This window comes from Enterovirga sp., from assembly GCF_035325185.1.
Lineage (GTDB): Bacteria > Pseudomonadota > Alphaproteobacteria > Rhizobiales > Beijerinckiaceae > Enterovirga.
On record NZ_DAOLAJ010000042.1, the window covers coordinates 1 to 21,843 of the forward strand.

Sequence of the window (21,843 nt, forward strand, 5' to 3'; positions counted from 1 at the left end):
TGCGGATCTCGTCGAGGAAGGAGTTCTTCGTCAGCAGCGTCGAGGTGGCGAAGGCGCCGAGCACCATCGAGAGCAGCGGCAGGGTGATGTGCCACAGGTAGTCCGGCACGACGGTCGCGAGGCAATAGCCGGGCGCGAGATCGGGATTGGAGCGCGGCGGCCACAGGAACGGGGCGCAGGCGACGCCCTTCACGCTCTCGGAGAGCAGGCCCTTCAGGGGGAAGATCTGCCAGAACGAGCCGCCCGCGAAGAGCACGATCAGCAGGATGGCGAAGAGGAAGCCCGGGATCGCATAGCCGACGATCACGACGGCCGAGGTCCAGGTGTCGAAGGCCGAGCCCTCCCGCACCGCCTTCCTGATCCCGAGCGGGATCGAGATGGCGTAGGAGAGGATCGTCATCCACAGGCCGATGGTGATGGAGACGGGCAGCTTCTCGCCGATCAGGCTCACCACCGAGACGTCGCGATAGAAGCTCTTGCCGAAATCGAAGGTGGCGTAGTCGCGCAGCATCTTGAGGAAGCGAACATGGGCCGGCTGGTCGAAGCCGAACTGGACTTCGAGGCGCTTGACGAAGGCGGGGTCCATGCCCTGCGCCCCGCGATAGGCCGAGCCGCTGTCGCCGCCCGATCCCGCCCCGCGCCCGCCTCCGAAATCCCCTCCCCCGCCGGCGCCTCGGAACGCCCCGGCCTCCTGCCCCTGGATCTGCGCGAGGATGCGCTCGACGGGACCGCCGGGCGCGAATTGCACGATCGTGAAGGAGATCAGCATGATCCCGAGCATGGTCGGCAGCATGAGCAGCAGCCGCCGCAGGGCATAGGCGGCCATTCAGGCACCCTCCCCGGACGGCGCGTCCACCCTCACGACCGGCCGAGCCTGCGGGCCTTGTCGGCGTCCTGCCACCAGGCCAGGGGAACCGGCAGGCCGTATCGCGGAGCGTCGGGATGGGAGAACATGTCCCAATAAGCCAGCGTATGCTTCGCCTTGTACCACATGGGCACCCAGTAGCGCCCCGCGCGGAGCACCCGGTCGAGTGCGCGGCAGGCGGCGGTGAGGTCGGGGCGGCTCTGCGCACCGATGGCCTTCTCGACCAGTTCGTCGATGGCCGGATCGGAAAAGCCGGCGAGGTTCGGCGAGCCCCGCACGGCCGCCGCCCGCGAGCCGAAGAGCTGGCGCAAGGCCTCGCCCGGCGTCGCCGAATGGCTGTAGCGGCGCGAGGTGAGGTCGAAATCGAAATCCTCGACGCGCCGCTGATATTGGGAGGCATCCACCGTCCGGCTCGTCGCCTGGATGCCGAGCCGGCCAAGATTGGCGATGAAGGGCAGCGTATGCGGCTGGAGGACGGGGTCGAAATCCAGGAATTCCACGGTCAGCGGCTCGCCCGAGGGCAGCTTCAGCACCGTGCCCTCGCGGCGGCATCCCGCTTCGAGAAGCAGGGTGTTGGCGCGGCGCAGCAGCGCGCGATCCTGGCCCGATCCGTCGCTGACCGGCGGCGCCCAGGGCTCGCCGAACACCTCTTCCGGCACCCGGCCGCGCAAAGGCTCCAGCAGCGCCAGTTCGTCCGCGCCGGGCGGCCCCTCGGCCTTGAAGGGCGAGTTCTCGAAATAGGAGACGGTGCGCAGATAGGCCCCGTACATGATGTTGCGGTTGGTCGCCTCGAAATCGAAGCAGAGACCGATCGCCTCGCGGATGCGCGGATCGGCGAATTTCGCGCGGCGCAGGTTGAAGAACCAGCCCTGCATGCCGGAAGGCGTGCCGTCCGGGATCTCCTCGCGGCGGATGCGCCCGTCCCTCACGGCGGGGAAATCGTAGCCCGCGGCCCAGAGCCGGGCGGTGAATTCCTCGCGATAGGTGAAGACGCCGCCCTTGAACGCCTCGAAGGCCACCTGCCGGTCGCGGAAATACTCGTAGCGCAGCTCGTCGAAATTGTGCTGGCCGGCATTCACCGGAAGATCCGCCGCCCAGTAGTCCTTGACCCGCTCGAAGGCGATGAAGCGCCCGGATTCGAAGCGGGCGACCCGGTAGGGCCCCGAGCCGAGCGGCGCCTCCAGGGTCGCGGCCTCGAAATCGCGGCCCGACCAATAGGCTTCGCTGAAGATCGGCAGGCCGGCGACCTGGAGGGGCAGGTCGCGGGAGCTTTCGGGCGCGAAATCGACCCGCACCACCTCCTCGCCCTCCGCCGCCGCGCCCGCGACATGGCGCAGGGCCTGCGAGAAGACGGGATGGCCCTTCTCCTTGAGAAGCCCGATGGTGAAGGCGACGTCGCGGGCGGTGAGGCGCGAGCCGTCATGGAACCGCGCCTGCGGCCGCAGCAGGAAGCGATAGCTGCGCCCGTCGCCGCTCGCGCGCACGGCGCGGGCCACGAGGCCGTACATCGCATCCGGCTCGTCCAGGGCGCGCACCATCAGGCTGTCGAAGGTGAAGTCCATTCCGGCGGCGCCGTCGCCCTTCAGCACGTGGATGTTGAGCGTGTTGAAGGTGTCGTAGGTCTGGTTTCCGGTCGTGCCGGAAATCTGGAGCGACATCGCCCCGCCCTTCGGCGCGTCGGCCCGCACATAGTCGAAATGCCGGAAATCGGGGCCGTATTTCAGGTCGCCGAAAATCGAGAGGCCGTGGCTTTCACGCTCTTCGGCCCGCGCGATGCGCGGCATCGCAGCGGCCACGCCGAGGATCGCCCCAGCGAGGAGGAAACGCCGGTCGATTCCCGTCCTCCCCGCCACTTCGTCGGGGGGAGGGTTGGTGCGGCGGCCATGCATTGCGCCGCTCACCGGGGCATGCCGGTCTTGGCGACCCTGGCCTCGTCCCACCACCAGACGGTCGGGAAGGCCGCGCCGCCAAATTCCGGCAGCCGGTCCGGGCGGCCGAAGCGGTCCCAGCGCGCCGTGCGCTGCACGCGCGAGGCCCATTGCGGCACCACGTAATCGTTGGCGAGGAGGACGCGGTCGAGCGCATGGGTCGCCGCCACCAGCTCCTCGCGGCTCGCGGCGAAGACGACCTTCTCGATCAGCGCATCGACCGCGGGGTCCCGGATGCCAGCGAGGTTCTGCGAGCCCGCCCGCTCGGCGGCTTTCGAGCCGAAGAAATCGCGCTGCTCGTTGCCCGGCGAGAGCGATTGCGGCCAGACCTTGGTCGTGACGTCGAAATCGAAGGCCCGCAGCCGGTTCTGGTACTGCGCCGCGTCCACGACGCGCAGTTCCGCCGTGATTCCGATCAGGGAGAGCGACTGCCGGTAGGGCAGGCCGTAGCGCTCGAGGCTCTGGTCGTAGCCGAGGATCTCGAAGGTGAAGGGCTCCCCGCTCGCCTTCGAGACGAGCTTCCGGCCACGCAATTCGAATCCGGCCTCGGTCAGAAGCCTCAGCGCCTCGCGCAGGTTGGCCCGCATCGCCTCGGGCGAGCCCGCGACGGGGTTCTTGTAGGGCGTCGTGAAGACTGCGGCCGGGACCTTGCCGCGCAGCGGCTCCAGCATCTGCAATTCGAGCCCCTGCGGCAGCCCCGAGGAGGCAAGCTCGGTGCCGTAGAAGAAGGAATCGATCCGCTCGTAGAGGCCGTAGAACAGCGTCTTGTTGATCTCCTCGAAATCGAAGGCGAGATTCAGGGCGCGGCGCACGCGCGCATCCGCGAAGAGGGGCCGGCGCAGATTCAGGCAGAATGCCTGCATCACGCCCGAATTGCGGATCGGAAACTCCTCGCGCACCACGCGCTTCTCGGCCACAGCCGGGAAATCGTAGGCCGTCACCCATTGGCGGGCGATGTTCTCGGTGCGGAAATCGACCTGGTCCCCCTTGAACGCCTCGAGAAGAACGGTCCCGTCGCGGAAATATTCGTAGCGGATTTCCTTGAAGTTGTTCTGCCCGCGCAGGACCGGAAGGTCGCGCGCCCAGAAATTCTCCACCAGTTCGTAGATGCAGAAGCGGCCGGGCTCGAACGCCTTGATCCGATAGGGGCCCGATCCGAGCGGGGGCTCGAGCGTCGTGCGGGAGGGGTCGCGCTGGGCGCCGTCCGGCCCCGTGCCGGTCCACCAGTGCTTCGGCAGGACCGGAATCTGGCCGACGATCTGGGGCAATTCGCGATTGCCCTTCTCGGAGAAGGCGAAGGTGACGACGCGCTCCGCCGTCTCCTCCGCCTTGACCACGTTCTGGTAGTAGAAGGCGTAGAAGGGGTTCGAGGCTTTCAGCGTCTCGAAGGAGAAGATGACGTCGGCGGGCGTGATCGGGCGTCCGTCCTGGAAGCGGGCGGCGGGATTGAGCCGGTAGCTCACCCAGGAATGGTCGTCCGGGTGGCTCACCGCCTCGGCGATCAGGCCGTATCCGGTGGCGACCTCGTCCTCGGCATTCGTCATCAGGGTGTCGTGGAGATTGTTCGCGACGCCCGCCGCGAGTTCCCCCCTGATCTGGCTCGTGAACAGGTTGAAGTTGTCGAAGGTGCCCTGCACCCCGAAGCGCACGATGCCAGCCTTCGGGGCATCCGGGCGGACATAGTCGAAATGGGGAAAGCCCGGCGGATATTTCGGCTCACCGAGCAGCGCGAGGCCGTGCCGCCAGGGAGGCGCGCCCGTCTCGGCGGCACGAGCCAGCCCGAGGCCGGCGGAACGGAACAAGGCGACGGAGCCGGCGGCGGCGCCGCCGATGACGACGCGTCGCGTCGGGCCTCGATGGATGGGCACTCGCTCTCCTGGCCTCCGCCCCTCTCGCGCAGGGGCCGACCCATAGCATCGGCCCGTGTGAAAACAAACGCGACATCCCGTTGCCGCCCGTCCGGGACGGGTCCATATCCGGGCGATGCGCGTGACGTTGAGCCTTTCGGAACCCCAAGCCCGCACCAGCGTCGAGCGGGCCATCGCCGAGATGCGCATGGCGCGGCCGGTGCTGCTCGACGATGGCGGGCAGGGCTCGGTGCTCGTGCAGGGCCTCGAGGACCTGACGCCGCTCCACGCGGCCGAGCTGGATGCGGTGATCGGCGGAGGCGCCCGTCTCGTCCTGCCGGCCGCACGCCTGCGCCGCCTCGGCCTCACCCGCACCGAGAACGGCAGCGTCGCCCTCCCCAAGGTCGATTGCGAGCGCATCAAGACCCTCGCCTTCGAGATCGAGGCCCGGATCGACGCGCCCGTCCGCCCGACGGAGCAACTGGACGAGGATGCGCTGGAGCTGGCCCGCCTCGCCCTCGCGCTTCCGGCCGTGATCGTCGTCCCGCTCTGCGCGACTGTGGCCGCCGACGAATCGATCCTGCGCGTCCGGGCGGACGATATCCGCGGCTATCGGGCCGACCAGGCCCGCACCCTCACCATCGTCGGCCGCGCGCCCGTCCCGCTCGAGGATGCGCTGGAGACCGAATTCGTCGTCTTCCGCGGCGGCGAGGGCCTGCGCGACCAGATCGCGGTCGTGGTTGGCAAGCCCGATCTCTCCGAGCCCGTGACCGTGCGCCTGCATTCGGCTTGCCTCACGGGCGATCTCTTCGGCTCGCTGAAATGCGATTGCGGCGACCAGCTCCGCATGAGCGTGCGCTACATGGCCGAGCATGGCGGCGGCGTCCTGCTCTATCTCGACCAGGAGGGCCGCGGAAACGGCATCGCGAACAAGATCCGCGCCTACGAGCTGCAATCGCGCGGCTACGACACCTACGATGCCGACGAGATGCTCGGCTTCGGGCCCGACCAGCGCCGCTTCGACTTCGCGGCCGCGATGCTGCGGCTGCTCGGCATCCGGCGCGTGCGCCTCATCACCAACAATCCCGACAAGGTGGAGGCGCTGACGAGGGCCGGCATCACGGTGGCCGCCCATGAGCGCGTCTTCGGCCGGACGACGCCCGAGAACCGGCGCTACCTCGCCTCCAAGCGCGACCGCTTCGGCCACCTGATCGAGCTGGATGCGGAGCGGCCCCGCCGCGACCGCTGATCAGCCGGCGGGCGGCTTCCCCGCGAGATACTTGTCGAGGAAGGCGGCGCTCCGGCGCGCCGCGTCCTGGCGCGCGAAGCCGACGAAGCCGTGGCCCTGGGCAGGATAGATCTTGATCTCGTAGGGCGTGCCGGCCTGTTTCAGCATGGCTTCCAGCGTCCGCGCATGGATGATCGGGACGATCTCGTCGCTCGCCCCGTGCAGGATCAGGACGGGGGGCAGCTTCGGGGCCTTGGGCAGGATTCCCACCGAGATCGGGCCGAAGAAATCGACGATCGCCTTGATCCGCGTCTCCCCGCGCGAGGCCACGAAGAAGGCGAGCCCGGCCCCGAGCGAGACGCCCACGATCCCGAGCCTGTCGGGATCGACCCCCGGCCGCCCGCCGAGCCAGGTCAGGGCGTCGCGGACGGTCTGCGCCCAGGGCGGGATCAGCCGCCTGATGCCGTCGAGCGAGACCGTCTTCGTGCCCGTGCGGGCGAAGTAATGGACGAAGGCGACGCCGATGCCGCGCGCGGCGGTCAGGCGGGCCGCGACCCGGTAGCCCTCGGCGAAAGCCAGCCCCTCGGCCCCGTGGAGCAGGAGAATCGCCGGAGCCTTTTCGCCGTCCTTGACGCCCGAGGGCGGGAACCACTCGACGGGGATCGAGCGCCCGCCGCTCGAAAAGGCGGGGTCCTTGTCCTCCGGCTCGGAGGCGGCGGCGGGACCCGCCGCCAGCAGCGATCCGAGGACGAACGATCGACGATCCATCGATATCCTTGGAAGAAGGTGGAACGGCCGGCGGAAGGCATGATAGCGGCCCTTCCCCCTCGGGGGCCAGCGCCGGCGCCACCCCGGCCGGGCGGCATCAGGACGCGGCCTGCGGCTCCTGGCAGACATCCACCCATTGCGCCCCCGTCAGCTCCGCCATCCGGGCGGGGCTGATCCAAAGCGAGGAATTCGTCGCCCCGGCCGCCGGGACCACGACGTCGAAGGCCCGGAGCGAGACGTCGCAATGGACGGGCAGGGGCGAGGCGAGGCCGAAGGGACAGACGCCGCCAACCGGGTGGCCCGTGATCGCCTCGACCTCCTCCCCACCAAGCATGCGCGCCTTGCCGCCGAAAGCCGCCCTCGCCTTGCGGTTGTCGAGCCGCGCATCGCCGCGCACGACCACGAGCAGCACCCGCTCGCCCACCCGCAGGGACAAGGTCTTGGCGATCTGGCCCGGCTCGACCCCGTGCACCTGCGCGGCGAGGGCGACCGTCGCTGTGCTGGAGGGATGCTCCAGCACAGCGATGTCGGGAGCGATCCGCGCGAGTTCCGCCTTCACGTCGGCAAGGCTCATCGCGAACTCCCCGGACAGGCCGCGAATCCGTTGCGGCCGCTCGCCGCAGCCGGGCCGCGCGGGGTGGCAAGGGCAGATATCGGCATATCCACGACTCGGAGCATCACGATCCGGCAGGCGAAAGGCCGCCCGCGACGGGACGCGTTCTTGCACGAGACCTGCCGATCGCGGTAGAGCGCCGGCACGTTTCGATCGGAGCTTCCGTTTGGCCGCCCCCAGTCCCCGCCGCGAGGAAGGACATACCCTCACCACCCTCAGCCTGATGGTGCTGATCGGCATCGAGATCTTCGCCGTCGCGCTGTCCGGCGGCTGGGCCATCGCCGGGCTCTTCGAGCTGGGCGATCATGTCGGCTATGCGCTCATGGCGGTTTTCGGCGTCGGCGCGGCTTGGCTGCTGCTCCAGCTCTGGCATAAAGCGGCGAGGGTCGACCCGCACGGATAGCCCGCGCCGGGTCGCCCGCGGCTCGCGCGAAGACGCGATCCGGGGAGCGAGACGGTCATGAGCACCCCCCTGGCGACGACGCCCGTACCCGTGCCCCCCCGCGAGGAGGCCGGTCCCCTCCTGCCGCAGACCCGCAACGAATACATCACGGTCGTCGCCCATTACCACCGGGCCGAGATCGCCCGCATGGCGGGCTGGCGCGACCGCATCGACCGCACCACCAACTGGGCCCTCACGGTGGCGGCGGCCATGATGTCGGTCTCGCTGTCGACGCCGAACGCCCATCATGGCGTCCTTCTGTTCGGCATGCTGCTGGTGACGATCCTCCTGCGCATCGAGGCGCGGCGGTATCGCTTCTTCGACGTCTACCGCGCCCGCGTGCGGCTGCTCGAGCGGAACTACTACGCCAACGTCCTCGATCCCGGCGGCCCGATGGACGCGGACTGGGCGAAGATCATCGGGGACGATCTCCGCCATCCCGATTTCCACATCACCTTCCAGGAGGCGCGCTCGCGGCGGCTGAAGCGCAACTACGTCTGGATCTATCTGATCCTCCTCCTGGCCTGGATGCTCAAGATCACCTCCGGCAAGCTCCAGCCGGGGGCCGGCTCCGCCGAGATCGCCTTCTCGGTCCGCGGCACCGTGGAGAACGCGGCCCTGGGTCCCCTTCCCGGCTGGCTCGTGATCCTCGCGGTGGTGCTCTTCTACGGCTGGCTCGGGTTCCAGGTCTGGCGCCAGTTCGAGCTGGACGGCGAATTGATGCACGGCGAGGCGCATGTGTGAGCCTCGGGCCGCACCCGTTTGACTTCCGGTGCCGCCACGCCGATGAGGGGCGGGACGGTTCCCTTCGGGGATGAAACGGGAACGCGGTAAGGGCTCGCCCGAAGCTGCGGCTGCCCCCGCAACTGTAGGCGGCGAGCCTTCCGCCACGCGGCCACTGGACGAGCGTCCGGGAAGGCGGCGGAGGGCGCCGAGCCGCGAGCCAGGAGACCGGCCGTCGAGCGTGGTCACGCGCGAATCCGCCGGGCGGGGTGTCCCGGGGGACTTCGCGGTGACGCCCCGACCACCGGACGACATCATGACCCAACCCGCCACACGCATCCCCGTGACGGTGCTCACCGGCTTCCTCGGCGCCGGCAAGACGACCCTCATCCGCTCCCTCCTTCAACGTTCCGGCGGCAAGCGCATCGCCGTCATCGTCAACGAGTTCGGCGACCTCGGCTTCGACGCCTCGCTGATCGAGGAATGCGGCCCGGGGACCTGCGCCCCCGGCGACATCGTCGAGCTGACCAACGGCTGCATCTGCTGCACGGTCGCCGACGACTTCATCCCGACCATGGAGAGCCTGCTCGGCCGAGACCGACATCTCGACGCGATCGTCATCGAGACCTCCGGCCTCGCCCTCCCCCAGCCGCTGCTCCGGGCTTTCTCCTGGCCCGCCGTCAGGACGCGCGCCACGGTCGACGGGGTCGTGACCGTGGTGGATGCGAGCGCCCTCGCCGAGGGCCGCCTCTCGCTCCACGAAGACGAGGAGCCCGAGGACCCCGCCCGCGAGCACGACGATCCGATCGAGGAGGTCTTCGAGGACCAGCTCGCCTGCGCCGATCTCGTGGTGCTGAGCAAGGCCGATCTCGTCGGGGCCGAGGCCCTCGCCGCGATCGAGGCGAGGCTGAAGGGCGAATTGCGGGACGGCGTGAAGATCGTCCGCTCCTCCTCGGCCGATCTCGCGCCCTCGGTCCTGATCGGGCTCGCCGCGGCGGCCGAGGACGACCTTTCCGCCCGGCGGGGCCATCACGGCGAGGAGGAGGAGCACGACCACGACGATTTCGATTCCGTCGTCGTCAAGGCGAAGCCCGCAGCCGACCTCGCCTCAGTCGAGCGGGCCGTGCGCGAGGCGCTGGCCAAGGACGGCGTGCTGCGCGTGAAGGGCTATGCGGCCATCGCCGGCAGGCCCGCCCCGCTCGTCGTGCAGGCGGTCGGCAACCGCGTCGACCTCGCCTTCGCCCTCCCCGGCGCGAAGCCCCCGGAGGGCCTCGTCGTGATCGGCCTCAAGGACATGGACCACGCCGGCGCGAGGGCCGCGCTCGGCGGGTGATTCCCTCTCCCCGCGGGCGGGGAGAAAGTAGGCGAATGCCTACTTCAACCCGCCCATCCGGCGCACGAGGCGGTATTCCTCCTCCGTCACCGGCTGCACTGAGAGGCGGGAATTGTTGACGAGGACCATGGCGGCGAGCTTCGGCTCCGCCCTCACCTCCTCCAGCGTCACCGGCTTCTTCAGCGGCTCGACGGCCTTGAGGTCGACCATGCCGAACTTTCCCGAAGCGTCGGTCGGGTCGGGATAGTATTCCTTGATGATCTCCACGATCCCGACCACGGCCTTGCCCTCGTTGGAATGGTAGAAGAAGCCGCGCTCGCCCTTCTTCATGGCCATGAGGTTCAGCTTGGCGGAATGGTTGCGCACGCCGGTCCATTGCGTGCCCGCCTCGCCGCAGGCGACCTGCTGGTCCCAGGACCAGGAGGACGGCTCCGACTTGAACAGCCAATGCGCCATGGATGTATCTCCGAACGGGACTCAGCCGCGTTCCGGCTTGAGGGGCCGGGCCATGAGATCCGCCGCCGCATCCGCCACCGACCGCCGCCCCGCCAGGACATCGGCGACGGCCTCGGCGACCGGCATCTCGACGCCCCGCGCCCGCGACCGCTGCAACAGCGCCTCGGCGGTGAAGGCTCCCTCCGCGAGCTTCCCCTCGCCTGCCTTCGCGGGGGGCTCGCCGGCTCCGAGCCGCAGCCCGAAGGCGAAATTGCGCGATTGCGGGGACGAGCAGGACATCACGACGTCGCCGAGCCCGGAGAGGCCCATCAGCGTCTCCGGGCGCGCGCCGTGGGCCGCCGCGAAACGCTGCAATTCGGCGAAGCCGCGGGCGACGAGGGCGGCCCGGGCGCTCTCGCCGAGCCTGAGGCCCGCGACGATCCCGGCGGCAATGGCGAGGACGTTCTTCGCCGCCCCGCCGATCTCGACGCCGCGGATGTCGGTCGCGTGGTAGAGGCGGAAGCCGGGACCGGACAGGGCGGCGGCGAGCCGGGCGGCCAGGGCCTCCTCGCGCGCGGCGAGGGTCACGGCGGTCGGCAGGCCGCGTGCGAGATCCGCCGCGAAGGAGGGGCCGGACAGGACCGCGAGGGGAGCCGCCGGCCGCGCGGCCTCGGCGACCTCGCTCATGAACAGGCCGGTCTCCCGCTCGATCCCCTTGGCGCAGATCACGAGCGGGCAGGCGGCCGGCAGGTGCGAGGCCGGACCCGCCAGGGCCGCCCGCATCGCCTGGGCCGGCACGACGAGGAGCGCCGCCCCGGCCCCGGAGAGATCGGCGAGATCGGCGGTCGGCAGAACCTCGGGCAGGAGCGCGATTCCCGGCAAGAGCGGATTCTCGCGTGTGCCCGACAGGATCGCGGCCCGCCTGGGATCGCGCAGCCACAGCACGACCTCGCGCCCCGCCAGGGCGGCGGCATTGGCGAGGGCCGTGCCGAAGGCGCCGCCCCCGATCACCGCGATGCGGTTCATGGCCCGACGGGCGGGGCTTCGAGTTCGGCGAGGGGCCAGCGGGCGCGCGCCGGCACCGTCATGTCGTCGGTGAGGCCGAGACGAAGCCGTTCGATCCCGGTCCAGGCGATCATGACCCCGTTGTCGCCGCACAGTTCCAACGGCGGGGCGACGAGCCGCAAGCCCGCCCCGCCCGCAAGCCGCCCGAGCGCGTCGCGCAGGGCGCCGTTCGCAGCAACCCCGCCCGCGGCGACGAGCGCGGTCGGCGGATGGCCGACCTTCTCCTGGAACTCGCGCAAGGCGACGCGCGTCCTGTCCTCGACGACATCGACCACCGCCGCCTGGAACCCCGCGCACAGATCGGCGACATCGGTTGCGGTGAGGGGGGCGACCTTTTCCGCCTCGATCCGGAGCGCCGTCTTGAGCCCGGAAAGCGAGAAATCGGGCTTCGGGCGCCCCAGCATGGGGCGCGGCAGCGCGAAGCGCTCGGGATTGCCCTTCGCCGCCTCGCGCTCGACTTCCGGCCCGCCCGGATAGGCGAGACCGAGGAGCTTCGCCACCTTGTCGAAGGCTTCTCCCAGAGCGTCGTCGATCGTGGTGCCGAGGCGCAGATGGTCCCCGACGCCGCGCACGGCGACGAGCTGCGTATGCCCCCCGGAGGCGAGGAGAAGCAGATAGGGGAAGGCCAGCCGGTCGGTGAGCCGGGCCGTAAGGGCATGGGCCTCGAGATGGTTCACGGCGATGAGCGGCTTGCGGGCGACGAGAGCCAGGGTCTTGGCCGTCGTCAGCCCGATGAGGAGGCCGCCGATCAGGCCCGGCCCCGCCGCCGCCGCGATGGCGTCGACGTCACCGAGGCCGCATCCCGCCTTGCTCAGCGCGCGCGCCACCATCCGGTCCAGCGCCTCGACATGCGCGCGCGCGGCGATCTCCGGCACGACGCCGCCATAGGCGGAATGCTGCGCGATCTGGCTCAGCACCTCGTTCGAGAGGATGCTGCCGCGGCCTTCCTCGTCGCAGGCGACGACGGCCACGGCCGTCTCGTCGCAGGTGGTCTCGATCCCGAGGACTCGCATGAAGATGGGGCCGCCTCTTTTCCCTTCGCGCCGGGGTTGCTCCCGCCTATACGTCCCCCACCCCGCCGCGCAAGGCTTCCGCGCCCGCGCCCAGGCCGAAGAGGTGTCATGTCGTCTCGGTCCCGCCTCGTGATCGGCACCCGCGAGAGCCCCCTCGCCCTGGCCCAGGCCGAGGAGGCGCGTGCGCGCCTCGCCGCCCTGCCCGGCCTGGAGAATGCCGCGCTGACCCTCGCGCCCATGACCTCGACCGGCGACCTGATCCAGGGCCGCCCCCTCTCCGAGGCGGGCGGCAAGGGGCTCTTCACGAAGGAGCTGGACGAGGCGCTGCTCGGCGGCGCGATCGACCTTGCGGTGCATTCGGCCAAGGACCTGCCGACCGAACTGCCCCCCGGCCTCGCCATTGCCGGCTACCTGCCGCGCGAGGACCCTCGCGACGTGCTCGTCACGCCCCTCGGCACGGATCTCGCGGGCCTGCCGGCAGGCACCCTCGTCGGCACCGCCTCGCTGCGCCGGCAGGCGATCGTCCTGCGCGCCCGCCCCGATTGCCGCGTGACGCTGCTGCGCGGCAATGTCGGCACGCGCCTCGGCAAGCTCGCCCGCGGCGAGGTCGGCGCGACGCTGCTCGCGCTGGCCGGCCTCAAGCGCCTCGGCCTCGCCCGCCACGCCGCCGCGATCCTACCGACCGACATCGTCCTGCCCGCGGTCGGACAGGGGGCGATCGCTCTCGTCGCGCGGGCGGAGGACGAGGCGGTTCTGGCGACCCTCTCGACGATCTGCGATCCGGCGACGGGGGCCGCGCTCGCGGCCGAGCGCGCCTTCCTCGCGGTGCTGGACGGCTCCTGCCGCACGCCGATCGCCGGCCATGCCGAGATCGGACCGAGCGGCCTGCGCTTCCGCGGCCTCGTCCTGCGCCCCGACGGATCGCAGGCATGGGAGATCGAGCGGTCCGGCCCCGCGGCCGATGCCGAGGCGATCGGGCGCGAGGCGGGCGATTCGATCCGCTCCCGGCTTCTGCCGGGCTGGCTCGGCGATTGATGCGGGTCCTCGTCGCCCGTCCACGGGCCCAGGCCGAGCAGACGGCTGAGCGGCTGCGGGAGCGAGGCCATCTGCCGGTCCTCGCGCCCGTCCTGGCCATCGTCCCGACCGGCCTGCCTCCCCCGGACGGGGAGCCGGATGCCCTCCTCGTCACGAGCCGCAGCGCCGTGCCGGCCCTGGCGCTCCTGCACGGGCGGTTCGGCTCGGTCCCGATCCTCGCGGTCGGACCTCGGACTGGCGAGGATCTCGCGGCGGCGGGGTTTCGCCGCATCTCCTGCGCCGAGGGTGACGGCGTCTCCCTGGCGCGGGCCGCGACGGCCCGCCTCCCCGCCGGGGCGCGGCTGGTCCATGTGGCGGGGCGGGACAGGCGGCCGGAGCCGGACCGCAGCCTTCTCGCGGCCGGATACGACGTCGCGGTCTGGGAAGCTTATGCGGCCGAGCCGGCCGCGCGCCTCCCCGAGACGGCCCGCGAGGCCCTGCGGGCGGAGGAACTGGATGCAGCGCTCCATTATTCGCCGCGAAGCGCGGCCCTGCTTCTGCGCCTGGCGCGGGAAGCGGGGCTCGGAGGCGCCTTCGGAAGGCTGCGGCATCTTTGTCTTTCGTCCAACGTTGCGAGAGCGCTGGCAGATGCCGGCGATCTGGGCATTGCCGTTGCGCCAGAACCGAGCGAGGATAAGCTGCTCGCGCTGCTCGACGGGCACGCGCGGGGGACGGATCGACGCGCGGGCTCGCCCTCGGCGCAAAAGCGGTGCTAGAGAAGGATCAAATCCAATCTGCGCCTTTCTCAGCCAGCCAGGGACGAACGCCACCCGATGAGCGAAACGCGACGTCAGGACCCACTCCGGCGGACGCCGCCGACCATCGACCTCAAGGCCGAGGTGGTGCCGTCCAAAACGGGCGACTCGCCCGCCAAGGGCCAGGAACCCCCCGCCAAGGGCCAGGAGCCGACTAAAGCCCCCGAGCCCGGCAAGGCCCAGGAACCTGCCAAGGCCCAGGAATCCGCCAAGGCCACGGAGCCCGGCAAGGGCCAGGAGCCTCCCAAGGCCCCTGAACCCGCCCGAGCGCCCGGTGCGGCTGCCTCGACGGGGCTGGGCTCGAATCTCCCCCCGAAGGGCGCGACCGGGCCGGCCGGCGGAAATGCTCCGCCGCAGCCGGCCGGCGCCTCCGCCTCGGCGGGGACCTCCGGCCAGCCGCCGAAAACGCCGGGCGGACCTCCCGCGACCGCGGCAAAGCCCGACCCCCCGGCACCCTCTGCGCAGCCCGCCTCGGGACCGGGAGCCGCCGGCAGGCCCGGCGAACCCGCCAAGGGCGCCGAGGCCACGAAGCCCGCGACTTCGGTGCCGCCGGCCGGAACTCCACCCGGCGCCACGATTGCAGGACAGCCGCCGAAAGCGCCCGAGCCCGGCAAGCCGGGCTCCGCCGTCCCATCGGCGGGCAAGCCTGCCGAGAGCCCGGAGGAGGCCGCACCGTCCAAGGACGGGGCGGCCGCCAAGGGCGAGCCGGCGAAAGATGCCGGCGGAGCCAAGGGCGCCGATTCGGCGAGGTCCGCCTCCTCCGCCCCGCGCGCCGAGCCGGCCGCGGAGAAGCGCGGAAATGCCGGCAACGTCTTCGCGGCAGGCGTCGTGGGAGGCTTGCTCGGAGCCGGACTCGCGATCGGCATTCCGCATTTTCTCGCCCCGCCCGATAGCGGGGTCCAGGATCGCATCGCGACCCTGGAGCGTCGCGTCGCGGCGCTTCCCGCGGGTGGGGGCACCCTCGAACCCCGCATCGCCGCCCTGGAATCCGGGTTGAAACAGGCCGCCGAGGAGGCGAAGACCGCCGCGCGCCAGGCCGCCGAGGCCGCGGGCCGCCCGGCCGGCGCGCCGGCCGCAGGCCCGGACCAGGAGGCGAGGAGTGCTCTCCAGGCCCTCACGGCCCGCGTCCAGGACGGCGCGGCGAAGACCGCCGCCAACGCCGCGGCCTTGGGCGCGCTCGGGCAGAAGCTCGATGCCCTGGGCAGGGATTCGGCGGATCGCCTGACGGCGGTGAGCAAGGATGTCGAGACCATCGGCGTCCACCTGAAGAGCCTGCAGGCCGACACGGCCACCCTGCGGACCGGCGCGGCGAGCCTCGAGACGCGCTCCACGGCCGCCGAGAAGCAGCTTGCGACGCTGAGCGAAGGGCTCGGCCGCGTCTCGGGCGACCTCGCGAAGCTCTCGCCTGCCGCCTTCCAGGCGGGGTTGAGGGTCATGGTCTCGGGACGGCTCGACGAAGCGCTCCGCCAGGGCTCGCCGCTCGGCCCCGCCTTGTCCGCCCTGGCGAAGCTGGGGATGGATGCATCGGCGCTGGCCCCGCTGCGCCCCTTCGCGGAGGCGCCCGCGCCGAGCCCGGCGGCGCTGCTGGCCGAGTTCAAGCCCCTCGCCGCGGCGATGACCGCCGTCCCGGCGCGCCCCGACGACACCTGGTGGGACAAGGGCCGGCGCATCATCGGCAAGGCCGTCACCGTCCAGGACGTGGGAGAAGGCGAAGGCCAGGACCTGCCGGGCCTGATCGCGCGGATCGAATCGAGCCTCGCCCGGGGCGCCGCGGGCGACGCCAAGGCGGCCTTCGACAAGCTCCCGGAGGAGAAGCGGCGTCTCGCCGCCGCCTGGGGCGCGAAGCTCGCCGCACGCGTCGCGGCCGAGGGCGCCGTGAGGCAGATCGGCGCCCAATCCCTCGCCGCCCTCGACGCCGCCACGCGGTAGGAGAAGCTTCCATGTGGCGCGTCCTCGCCTTTCTCGCCCTGATCTGCCTCGCGGCCTACGGCGCCGTCTGGCTGGCGAATTCCCCGGAGGTGATCTCGGCCACCTGGGCCGGCAAGCGGTATTCCGTCTCGCTCGCCGTCGGCGTGACCGGCCTCGTCGCGCTCGCGCTCCTGGTCGCCTTCGTCCTGGCGCTGATCAACGGCATCATCCGGCTGCCGGTCACGCTCGCGCGGGGCGCGCGCGGCCACCGGCACCGCCGGGGCCTCGATGCCCTCTCGCGCGGGATCGTGGCGGTCGGCGCCGGCGGCGCCGCGGCCGCCCGCCGCTATGCCGGCGAGGCCGGGGGGCTGCTCGGCCACCCGCCGCTCGCGCCCCTCCTCAACGCCCAAGCGGCCCAGGCCTCCGGTGACCGCGCGAAGGCCGAGACCACCTTCCGGGAGATGACCGGGAAGCGCGAGACCAAGGTGCTCGGCCTGCGCGGCCTCTATCTGGAGGCCCGGCGGCGGGGAGACGCCGCCTCGGCCCGCGAATATGCGGAAGAGGCCGCCAAGGCCGCGCCCTCCGTCGGCTGGGCCAACGAGGCCGTGCTTGAAGCCCTCTCGGCGGAGGGGAATTGGCAGGGGGCCGTGCGGGTGATCGAGCGCCGCACCTCCCTCGGGCTGGTCGACCGGGCGACCTCGCGCCGGCAGCGGGCCGTGCTGCTGGCGGCCGAGGCGTTGGACAAGGAGGCCACGAACCCGGACGGCGCCCTGGCCACGGCCGAGCATGCCGCAAGGCTCGCCCCGGGCCTCGTGCCCGCCGCCGTGCTGGCCGGACAGTATCTGTCGCGCCGCGGCGACCTCAAGAAGGCGGCCAAGATCCTCGAGGCGGCCTGGACCGCCAATCCCCATCCCGACATCGCCGGCGCCTATCTCAACCTGCGTCCGGGCGATTCGGCCGTCGACCGCATGCGCCGCGCCGAGACGCTGGCCAAGCTGTCGAGCTGGTCGGACGAGGCGCGCCTCGCCGTCGCGCGGGCGGCGGTCGAGGCCCGCGACTTCGCGCGCGCCAGGGAGACGCTGGCCCCCGTTCTCGATGCCGAGAAGCGGCCGACCGTCCGCATCTGCATGATGATGGCGGAGATCGAGGGCCGGAGCGGACAGGCGGGCGCCGCGCGCGAATGGCTCGCCCGCGCAGCGCGGGCGCCCCGCGACAAGGCCTGGATCGCGGACGGCTACGTCTCCGATCGCTGGCTGCCCGTCTCCCCTGTCACGGGCAAGCTCGACGCCTTCGTGTGGGAGACCCCTCCCGAGCTTCTCGGCGACGGGACCGGCCCCGACATCACGGCCTTCGAGCCGGATGCCGAGGAAACGGAAGCGCCTCTCGTGCCGGGACGCGCGATCGCTCCCCCAGCCCCGGCGAAGACCGATCCCGCCCCGAAGCCGCCCGCGAAGCCCGAACCCGTAGCGGCGCCGGCGCCGGCGGAGATCCGGGCGGAGCCGGCCGCCGCGGCGACTCCCGCCGAGCCTTCTCCGCCCCCAGCGCCAGCCCCGGCTTCCGCGGCGCTGAAGGACGAGCCCGCCGCGGCCAAGGCGCCGCCCGCGCCGGCGTCTTCCCCCGCGCGGCCCGAGGGCTCGAACGGGGCCGGAGAGCAGGCCCGCACCGGTGCGGAGCCCGAGCCTGTCGCCTTCCCCGTCCCTCGCGCTCCCGACGATGCGGGGTCCGAGGGCGAGGCCGACCGCCGGAAGCGGTTCCGAGTCCACGTGTGACGCCTCGGCGCCGTGCCGACCGGCACGGCGCCTGTGGCGCGGCATCCCTGGCGAGAGCCGGGCGCGGGAGCGCGCCAGCCATTTCCTCGTGCTATAGGAAGCAGGGATTGGGCCGAGAGACGTGACGAGAAGCGGGACGACCGAGCGCGAGAACACCCTGAAGCAGGCGTGCCGGGACCATGGCCTGCGCATGACGGGCCAGCGCCTCACGATCCTCGCGGTCCTGGCCCAGGCGGACGACCATCCCGACGCGGTCGAGCTTCATCGGCGCGCCGCGCAGATCGACCCCGGCATCTCGCTGGCGACGGTCTACCGGACCGTGAAGCTGTTGCAAGACAAGGGAATCCTGGCCCGCCACGCCTTCGCGGACGGCCGCGCGCGCTACGAGACCGCCGAGGGCGACCATCACGACCACCTCATCGACATCGAGAGCGGGCGGGTGATCGAGTTCCAGTCGCCCGAGATCGAGCGGCTCCAGGACGAAGTGGCCCGGCGCCTCGGCTTCAAGATCGTCAGCCACCGGCTGGAAATCTATGCGCGGCCGATCAAGGCGCGCCGGCGCGAGAGATAGAGCGCGGCCGCAGCCCGCCGCGCGGAGAGACCGCGAAGGCAATTGCGAATTGCATCGCCTGGACGAGGACGATGCAGGGCCCGGTCGCGCCGTCGAGATGGAAGCTCGCCACGGTGCCGGCGAAGGCCGAGAACACGGCCGAGCCCATCGCGATCGCGAGGGCCGAATCGAATCGCCTGGCGAGGAGCAGTCCCACGCAGCCGGGGGTGATCAGCATCGCCAGGATCAGCGCGAGGCCCACGGCCTGAAGCGAGGCGACGGCGGTCGCCGCGACGAGGAGCAGCAGCAGGGCCTCGAGCCGCGCCGGCGAGAGCCCGATCACCTGCGCCTGGACCGGATCGAAGCAGAACAGGACGAGATCGCGCCTCTTGAGGAAGACGGTCGCAAGCGTCAGCGCGCCCAGCAGCAGAGCCTGGACGAGGTTCTCCGTCGTGATGCCGAGAAGATTGCCGAACAGGATATGCGCGAAGTCGATATCGGCGGGAAAGGCCGTCACGAGCACCATGCCGAGGGCGAGGAAGCCCGTGAACAGGATGCCGAGCGCCGCATCGGGCTTCACGCGCGAGGTCGCGGCCACTCCGCCCGCGGCCTGCACGCAGAGGATGCCGCTCGCGACCGCGCCGAGCGCCATGGGCAGGCCGAGGAGATGGGCGAGCACGATCCCCGGCAGGACGGCGTGGGAGATCGCATCCCCGACGAGCGACCAGCCCTTCAGCACGATGAAGCACGAGAGCGCCGCGCAGACCGCGCAGACGAAGCCCCCGACCAGCATCGCCTTCACCATGAAGCCGTGCCGGAAGGGCTCGATCAGAAGGTCGAGCACGCTCACGCCGCGGCCTCCGCGCCCTGGCCTGCATGCCGCCGGCGGGCCAGGAGGCCGTGCTTCGGCGCGAGGAGCCAGGCGAGAAGGAAAAGGAGCGTCTGGAGGAGGACGATGCAGCCGCCCACCGCCCCGTCGAGGAAGAAGCTGGCATAGGCGCCGAGGAACGCTCCCGCCCCGCCGAGCAGCGGGGCGAGGACGAGCATGCGCCCGAATCGGTCCGTGAGAAGATAGGCGGTCGCCCCCGGCGCGATCAGCATGGCCGCGACGAGAAGCGCGCCGACCGCCTGAAGGGCCGCGACGCAGGCGAGCGAGAGAAGGCCCAGGAGCACGCCCCGCCAGAATCGCGGATCGAGACCGACCGAGCGGGCATGGTCGGCATCGAAGGAGACGGCGACGAGGTCGCGCCATTTGAGGCCGATCACGAGCGCGCAGAGGGCCGCGACCGCATAGACCTGCATCAGGTCGCCCTCGGCGATGCCGAGGAGGTTGCCGAGGAGGATCGTCGTCACGCGCAGATTGGTCGGGTGGACCGAGGCGACGAGGAGCCCGGCCGCGAAGAAAGTCGTGAAGACGACGCCGACGACCGCATCGCTCTTGAGAACGGGACTGCGCCCGACGAGCGAGATGCCGGCCACCGCGAGCAAAGCCGCGACGGCCGCCCCGGCCAGGAAGGGCAGGCCGAGGATCGCCGCCGCGGCGACGCCCGGAACCACCGCATGCGACAGCGCGTCCCCGAGGAGCGACCAGCCGCGCAGCACGACGAAGCAGGATAGCAGCGCGCACATCGCGCCGACGATCCCCGCCCCGAAAATGGCGTTGCGCATGTAGTCGTAGCCGAAGGGCGACAAGGCCGCCTCGACGAAGGAGCCGCCCATCACGCGGCGCTCGCAGCGCCTGCAAGGCAGGCAGCGCTGCGGGACTCCGTCCGCTCGGCGGCGGCCTCGCCGAAGATCTCGCGGGGCGGGGCGCCGAAGGCGCGCGCGAGGTTTTCCCGCGTATAGGTCTCGGCCACCGGGCCCGCGGCCACGAGATGGTGGGCGAGGAGGATCACGTCGTCGCAGAGATCGGGCAGGGCGGCGAGGTCGTGAGTCGAGACGAGGAGGAGCCTGCCCTCCCCCCGCAGCCCCTTGAGAAGGAGCATGATCGCCTCCTCCGTCTTGCGGTCGACCCCCGTGAAGGGCTCGTCCAGGAGGATGATGGACGCCTCCTGGGCGAGGGCGCGGGCCAGGAACACGCGCTTTCTCTGCCCGCCGGACAATTCCCCGATCTGGCGCTCGCCGAAGCCCTCCATGCCGACGCGCCGAAGGCTTTCCTCGACTATGCGCCTGTCGATCGCGGAGGGGATGCGCAGGAAGCCCATGCGCCCCTGGCGCCCCATGGTGACGACGTCCCGGACGGAGACGGGAAAGGTCCAGTCGACCTCCTCGAGCTGGGGCACATAGGCGACCACGCCCTCCCGCCGGGCCCAGGCGATGTCGCGCCCGCAGATCCGCACCCTGCCCGCGAGCGGGGCAAGGAGGCCCATGATCGACTTGAACAGCGTCGACTTGCCCGAGCCGTTCGGCCCGACGAGGCCGCAGATGCGCCCGCCGACGATGCGGAACCCGACATCCCTGAGGGCGCGAGCCCCGCCCGGATAGGCGGCGCTCAGGCCCTCGACCTCGATGGAGGGAAGCGCGGCGGAAGGGTCAGCCGCCAAGTCCGAACCCCTTCACGATCGTCTGCGCATTCGTGCCGAGAAGCTTCAGGTAAGTCGGGGCGGGCCCGTCCTCGGTGGTGAGAGAATCGACATGGAGCACGCCGCCGAAATTCGCCTTCGTCTCCTTCGCCACCTGCCGCATGGCCTTGTCGCTCACCGTGGATTCGCAGAACACGGTCGGGACGCCCTTTCGGCGCACCTCGTCGACGACCCGGCGGATCTGCTGCGGCGAGCCCTGCTCGTCGCTGTTCACCGCCCAGAGGTAAAGCTCGGCGAGGTCGTAGTCGCGGGCGAGATAGGAGAAGGCGCCCTCGCAGGAGACCAGAATGCGCCGGTCCGCCGGCACCTTGGCCAGCGTGTCCCGGATCGGCCCGGCAAGCGCCTTCAGCTCGGCCGAATAGCGCGCCGCATTGGCGGCGTAGCTGTCGGCATTGGCCGGATCGACGGCCGCCAGGGCCTTGCGGATGTTCTCGACATAGATCAGCGCATTGGCCGGCGACATCCAGGCATGCGGGTTCGGCATCTTGCCATAGGGCCCGTCGGCAATCGGGATCGGCGTGATGCCCTCCGTGAGGACGGCGCTCGGCACGCCCTCGACCGCCCCGAAGAACTTCTCGAACCAGCGCTCCAGGTTGAGCCCGTTCCAGAGCACGAGATCGGCATTCTGCGCCTTCACGATGTCGAGAGGGGTAGGCTCGTAGCCGTGGATCTCGGCGCCGGGCTTCGTGATCGATTCGACGATCGCCTTGTCGCCCGCGACGTTCCGGGCCATGTCCCGGATGACGGTGAAGGTGGTGACCACGCGCTTCGGCTTCGCCGCCTCCGCCACCGCCACCGCCACCCCCGCCGGCAGGACGAGCAGGCAGAGCAGCGCCAGCCTTCCGATCCATCTCCAGCCACGATCCGCCATGCCCTTCTCCTGCTCGCCTCCACATCATCCACTTGCGACTGAATTGCAAGAGCAGACAATCGGCCGAGATGCCG

Annotated in this window: 21 protein-coding genes and 1 riboswitch; of the genes, 9 read left to right on the forward strand and 12 right to left on the reverse strand. The window is 71.3% G+C overall.

Going from position 1 to position 21,843, the window contains the following annotated elements; genetic code table 11:
* The 3 genes from PKD06_RS10140 to PKD06_RS10150 form a co-directional block, all read right to left on the reverse strand.
* Positions 1-826: ABC transporter permease subunit (locus PKD06_RS10140; RefSeq protein WP_324380055.1), on the reverse strand; the 826-nt coding region annotated here is incomplete at its 3' end.
* Between the two features lie 32 nt (positions 827-858).
* Complete coding sequence (locus PKD06_RS10145; protein WP_324380081.1) at positions 859-2,649, reverse strand: extracellular solute-binding protein; 1,791 nt, start codon at positions 2,647-2,649, stop codon at positions 859-861.
* 113 nt (positions 2,650-2,762) lie between these two features.
* The gene (locus PKD06_RS10150) at positions 2,763-4,595 is read right to left on the reverse strand and encodes an extracellular solute-binding protein (protein WP_324380082.1); all 1,833 of its coding nucleotides are present in this window, start codon (positions 4,593-4,595) and stop codon (positions 2,763-2,765) included.
* 181 nt (positions 4,596-4,776) lie between these two features.
* Here PKD06_RS10150 and ribA point away from each other — a divergent pair, with 181 nt between their 5' ends.
* Positions 4,777-5,889, forward strand: coding sequence for a GTP cyclohydrolase II RibA (gene ribA / locus PKD06_RS10155; RefSeq protein ID WP_324380056.1), 1,113 nt, complete (start codon positions 4,777-4,779; stop codon positions 5,887-5,889).
* On the opposite strand, the gene PKD06_RS10160 is transcribed toward ribA, so the two are convergent.
* Positions 5,890-6,636, reverse strand: coding sequence for a dienelactone hydrolase family protein (locus tag PKD06_RS10160; RefSeq protein ID WP_324380057.1), 747 nt, complete (start codon positions 6,634-6,636; stop codon positions 5,890-5,892).
* 97 nt (positions 6,637-6,733) lie between these two features.
* Positions 6,734-7,210 (reverse strand): YbaK/EbsC family protein, encoded by a 477-nt coding sequence (locus tag PKD06_RS10165; protein ID WP_324380058.1) that lies wholly within the window; start codon positions 7,208-7,210, stop codon positions 6,734-6,736.
* Between the two features lie 262 nt (positions 7,211-7,472).
* On the opposite strand from PKD06_RS10165, the gene PKD06_RS10170 reads away from it, so the two are divergent.
* The 3 genes from PKD06_RS10170 (at position 7,473) to cobW (ending at position 9,747) form a co-directional block, all read left to right on the forward strand.
* Positions 7,473-7,652 (forward strand): hypothetical protein, encoded by a 180-nt coding sequence (locus tag PKD06_RS10170; protein WP_324380083.1) that lies wholly within the window; start codon positions 7,473-7,475, stop codon positions 7,650-7,652.
* A gap of 57 nt (positions 7,653-7,709) precedes the next feature.
* The gene (locus tag PKD06_RS10175) at positions 7,710-8,435 is read left to right on the forward strand and encodes a DUF2270 domain-containing protein (protein WP_324380059.1); all 726 of its coding nucleotides are present in this window, start codon (positions 7,710-7,712) and stop codon (positions 8,433-8,435) included.
* A gap of 38 nt (positions 8,436-8,473) precedes the next feature.
* A riboswitch (cobalamin riboswitch) is annotated at positions 8,474-8,666 on the forward strand.
* A gap of 64 nt (positions 8,667-8,730) precedes the next feature.
* Positions 8,731-9,747: a cobalamin biosynthesis protein CobW gene (cobW, locus tag PKD06_RS10180; protein WP_324380060.1), complete on the forward strand. Its 1,017-nt coding sequence runs from the start codon at positions 8,731-8,733 to the stop codon at positions 9,745-9,747.
* Positions 9,748-9,786: 39 nt separating this feature from the next.
* On the opposite strand, the gene PKD06_RS10185 is transcribed toward cobW, so the two are convergent.
* From PKD06_RS10185 to tsaD, 3 genes are read right to left on the reverse strand one after another with little or no spacing between them, the layout of a single operon-like run.
* On the reverse strand, positions 9,787-10,203 hold the full coding sequence (locus PKD06_RS10185; RefSeq protein ID WP_324380061.1) for an EVE domain-containing protein: 417 nt from the start codon (positions 10,201-10,203) through the stop codon (positions 9,787-9,789).
* Positions 10,204-10,224: 21 nt separating this feature from the next.
* On the reverse strand, positions 10,225-11,208 hold the full coding sequence (locus PKD06_RS10190) for an NAD(P)H-dependent glycerol-3-phosphate dehydrogenase (protein WP_324380062.1): 984 nt from the start codon (positions 11,206-11,208) through the stop codon (positions 10,225-10,227).
* The gene (gene tsaD, locus PKD06_RS10195; protein ID WP_324380063.1) at positions 11,205-12,260 is read right to left on the reverse strand and encodes a tRNA (adenosine(37)-N6)-threonylcarbamoyltransferase complex transferase subunit TsaD; all 1,056 of its coding nucleotides are present in this window, start codon (positions 12,258-12,260) and stop codon (positions 11,205-11,207) included. The genes PKD06_RS10190 and tsaD overlap by 4 nt, the downstream gene beginning before the upstream one ends.
* A 108-nt stretch (positions 12,261-12,368) precedes the next feature.
* Between tsaD and hemC the strand changes: the two genes are divergently transcribed.
* The 5 genes from hemC (at position 12,369) to PKD06_RS10220 (ending at position 18,337) form a co-directional block, all read left to right on the forward strand.
* Complete coding sequence (gene hemC / locus PKD06_RS10200) at positions 12,369-13,295, forward strand: hydroxymethylbilane synthase (RefSeq protein WP_324380064.1); 927 nt, start codon at positions 12,369-12,371, stop codon at positions 13,293-13,295.
* Positions 13,295-14,050: a uroporphyrinogen-III synthase gene (locus PKD06_RS10205; RefSeq protein ID WP_324380065.1), complete on the forward strand. Its 756-nt coding sequence runs from the start codon at positions 13,295-13,297 to the stop codon at positions 14,048-14,050. Before hemC ends, PKD06_RS10205 begins: the two co-directional genes overlap by 1 nt.
* Before the next feature lie 57 nt (positions 14,051-14,107).
* Entirely contained in the window at positions 14,108-16,018 is a 1,911-nt protein-coding gene (locus PKD06_RS10210) for a hypothetical protein (protein ID WP_324380066.1), read from the forward strand.
* Between the two features lie 11 nt (positions 16,019-16,029).
* Positions 16,030-17,766, forward strand: coding sequence for a heme biosynthesis HemY N-terminal domain-containing protein (locus PKD06_RS10215; RefSeq protein WP_324380067.1), 1,737 nt, complete (start codon positions 16,030-16,032; stop codon positions 17,764-17,766).
* Positions 17,767-17,956: 190 nt separating this feature from the next.
* Positions 17,957-18,337, forward strand: coding sequence for a transcriptional repressor (locus PKD06_RS10220; RefSeq protein WP_324380084.1), 381 nt, complete (start codon positions 17,957-17,959; stop codon positions 18,335-18,337).
* On the opposite strand, the gene PKD06_RS10225 is transcribed toward PKD06_RS10220, so the two are convergent.
* From PKD06_RS10225 to PKD06_RS10240, 4 genes are read right to left on the reverse strand one after another with little or no spacing between them, the layout of a single operon-like run.
* On the reverse strand, positions 18,312-19,166 hold the full coding sequence (locus PKD06_RS10225; RefSeq protein ID WP_324380068.1) for a metal ABC transporter permease: 855 nt from the start codon (positions 19,164-19,166) through the stop codon (positions 18,312-18,314). The genes PKD06_RS10220 and PKD06_RS10225 overlap by 26 nt on opposite strands.
* Positions 19,163-20,035 carry a metal ABC transporter permease gene (locus PKD06_RS10230; RefSeq protein WP_324380069.1) on the reverse strand — a complete coding sequence of 291 codons (873 nt, stop codon included), beginning with the start codon at positions 20,033-20,035 and terminating at the stop codon, positions 19,163-19,165. The genes PKD06_RS10225 and PKD06_RS10230 overlap by 4 nt, the downstream gene beginning before the upstream one ends.
* The gene (locus tag PKD06_RS10235; RefSeq protein WP_324380070.1) at positions 20,035-20,859 is read right to left on the reverse strand and encodes a metal ABC transporter ATP-binding protein; all 825 of its coding nucleotides are present in this window, start codon (positions 20,857-20,859) and stop codon (positions 20,035-20,037) included. Before PKD06_RS10235 ends, PKD06_RS10230 begins: the two co-directional genes overlap by 1 nt.
* Positions 20,849-21,769: a metal ABC transporter substrate-binding protein gene (locus PKD06_RS10240; RefSeq protein ID WP_324380071.1), complete on the reverse strand. Its 921-nt coding sequence runs from the start codon at positions 21,767-21,769 to the stop codon at positions 20,849-20,851. Before PKD06_RS10240 ends, PKD06_RS10235 begins: the two co-directional genes overlap by 11 nt.
* Between the last annotated feature and the right edge of the window lie 74 nt (positions 21,770-21,843).

Bases quoted from the DNA above. Each gene is read 5' to 3' on its own strand.
- PKD06_RS10145 (WP_324380081.1), bottom strand. From the start codon at position 2,649: ATGCCGCGCATCGCGCGGGCCGAAGAGCGTGAAAGCCACGGCCTCTCG.
- ribA (WP_324380056.1), top strand. From the start codon at position 4,777: ATGCGCGTGACGTTGAGCCTTTCGGAACCCCAAGCCCGCACCAGCGTC.
- PKD06_RS10160 (WP_324380057.1), bottom strand. From the start codon at position 6,636: ATGGATCGTCGATCGTTCGTCCTCGGATCGCTGCTGGCGGCGGGTCCC.
- PKD06_RS10165 (WP_324380058.1), bottom strand. From the start codon at position 7,210: ATGAGCCTTGCCGACGTGAAGGCGGAACTCGCGCGGATCGCTCCCGAC.
- PKD06_RS10170 (WP_324380083.1), top strand. From the start codon at position 7,473: ATGGTGCTGATCGGCATCGAGATCTTCGCCGTCGCGCTGTCCGGCGGC.
- PKD06_RS10175 (WP_324380059.1), top strand. From the start codon at position 7,710: ATGAGCACCCCCCTGGCGACGACGCCCGTACCCGTGCCCCCCCGCGAG.
- cobW (WP_324380060.1), top strand. From the start codon at position 8,731: ATGACCCAACCCGCCACACGCATCCCCGTGACGGTGCTCACCGGCTTC.
- PKD06_RS10185 (WP_324380061.1), bottom strand. From the start codon at position 10,203: ATGGCGCATTGGCTGTTCAAGTCGGAGCCGTCCTCCTGGTCCTGGGAC.
- PKD06_RS10190 (WP_324380062.1), bottom strand. From the start codon at position 11,208: ATGAACCGCATCGCGGTGATCGGGGGCGGCGCCTTCGGCACGGCCCTC.
- tsaD (WP_324380063.1), bottom strand. From the start codon at position 12,260: ATGCGAGTCCTCGGGATCGAGACCACCTGCGACGAGACGGCCGTGGCC.
- hemC (WP_324380064.1), top strand. From the start codon at position 12,369: ATGTCGTCTCGGTCCCGCCTCGTGATCGGCACCCGCGAGAGCCCCCTC.
- PKD06_RS10205 (WP_324380065.1), top strand. From the start codon at position 13,295: ATGCGGGTCCTCGTCGCCCGTCCACGGGCCCAGGCCGAGCAGACGGCT.
- PKD06_RS10210 (WP_324380066.1), top strand. From the start codon at position 14,108: ATGAGCGAAACGCGACGTCAGGACCCACTCCGGCGGACGCCGCCGACC.
- PKD06_RS10215 (WP_324380067.1), top strand. From the start codon at position 16,030: ATGTGGCGCGTCCTCGCCTTTCTCGCCCTGATCTGCCTCGCGGCCTAC.
- PKD06_RS10220 (WP_324380084.1), top strand. From the start codon at position 17,957: ATGACGGGCCAGCGCCTCACGATCCTCGCGGTCCTGGCCCAGGCGGAC.
- PKD06_RS10230 (WP_324380069.1), bottom strand. From the start codon at position 20,035: ATGGGCGGCTCCTTCGTCGAGGCGGCCTTGTCGCCCTTCGGCTACGAC.
- PKD06_RS10240 (WP_324380071.1), bottom strand. From the start codon at position 21,769: ATGGCGGATCGTGGCTGGAGATGGATCGGAAGGCTGGCGCTGCTCTGC.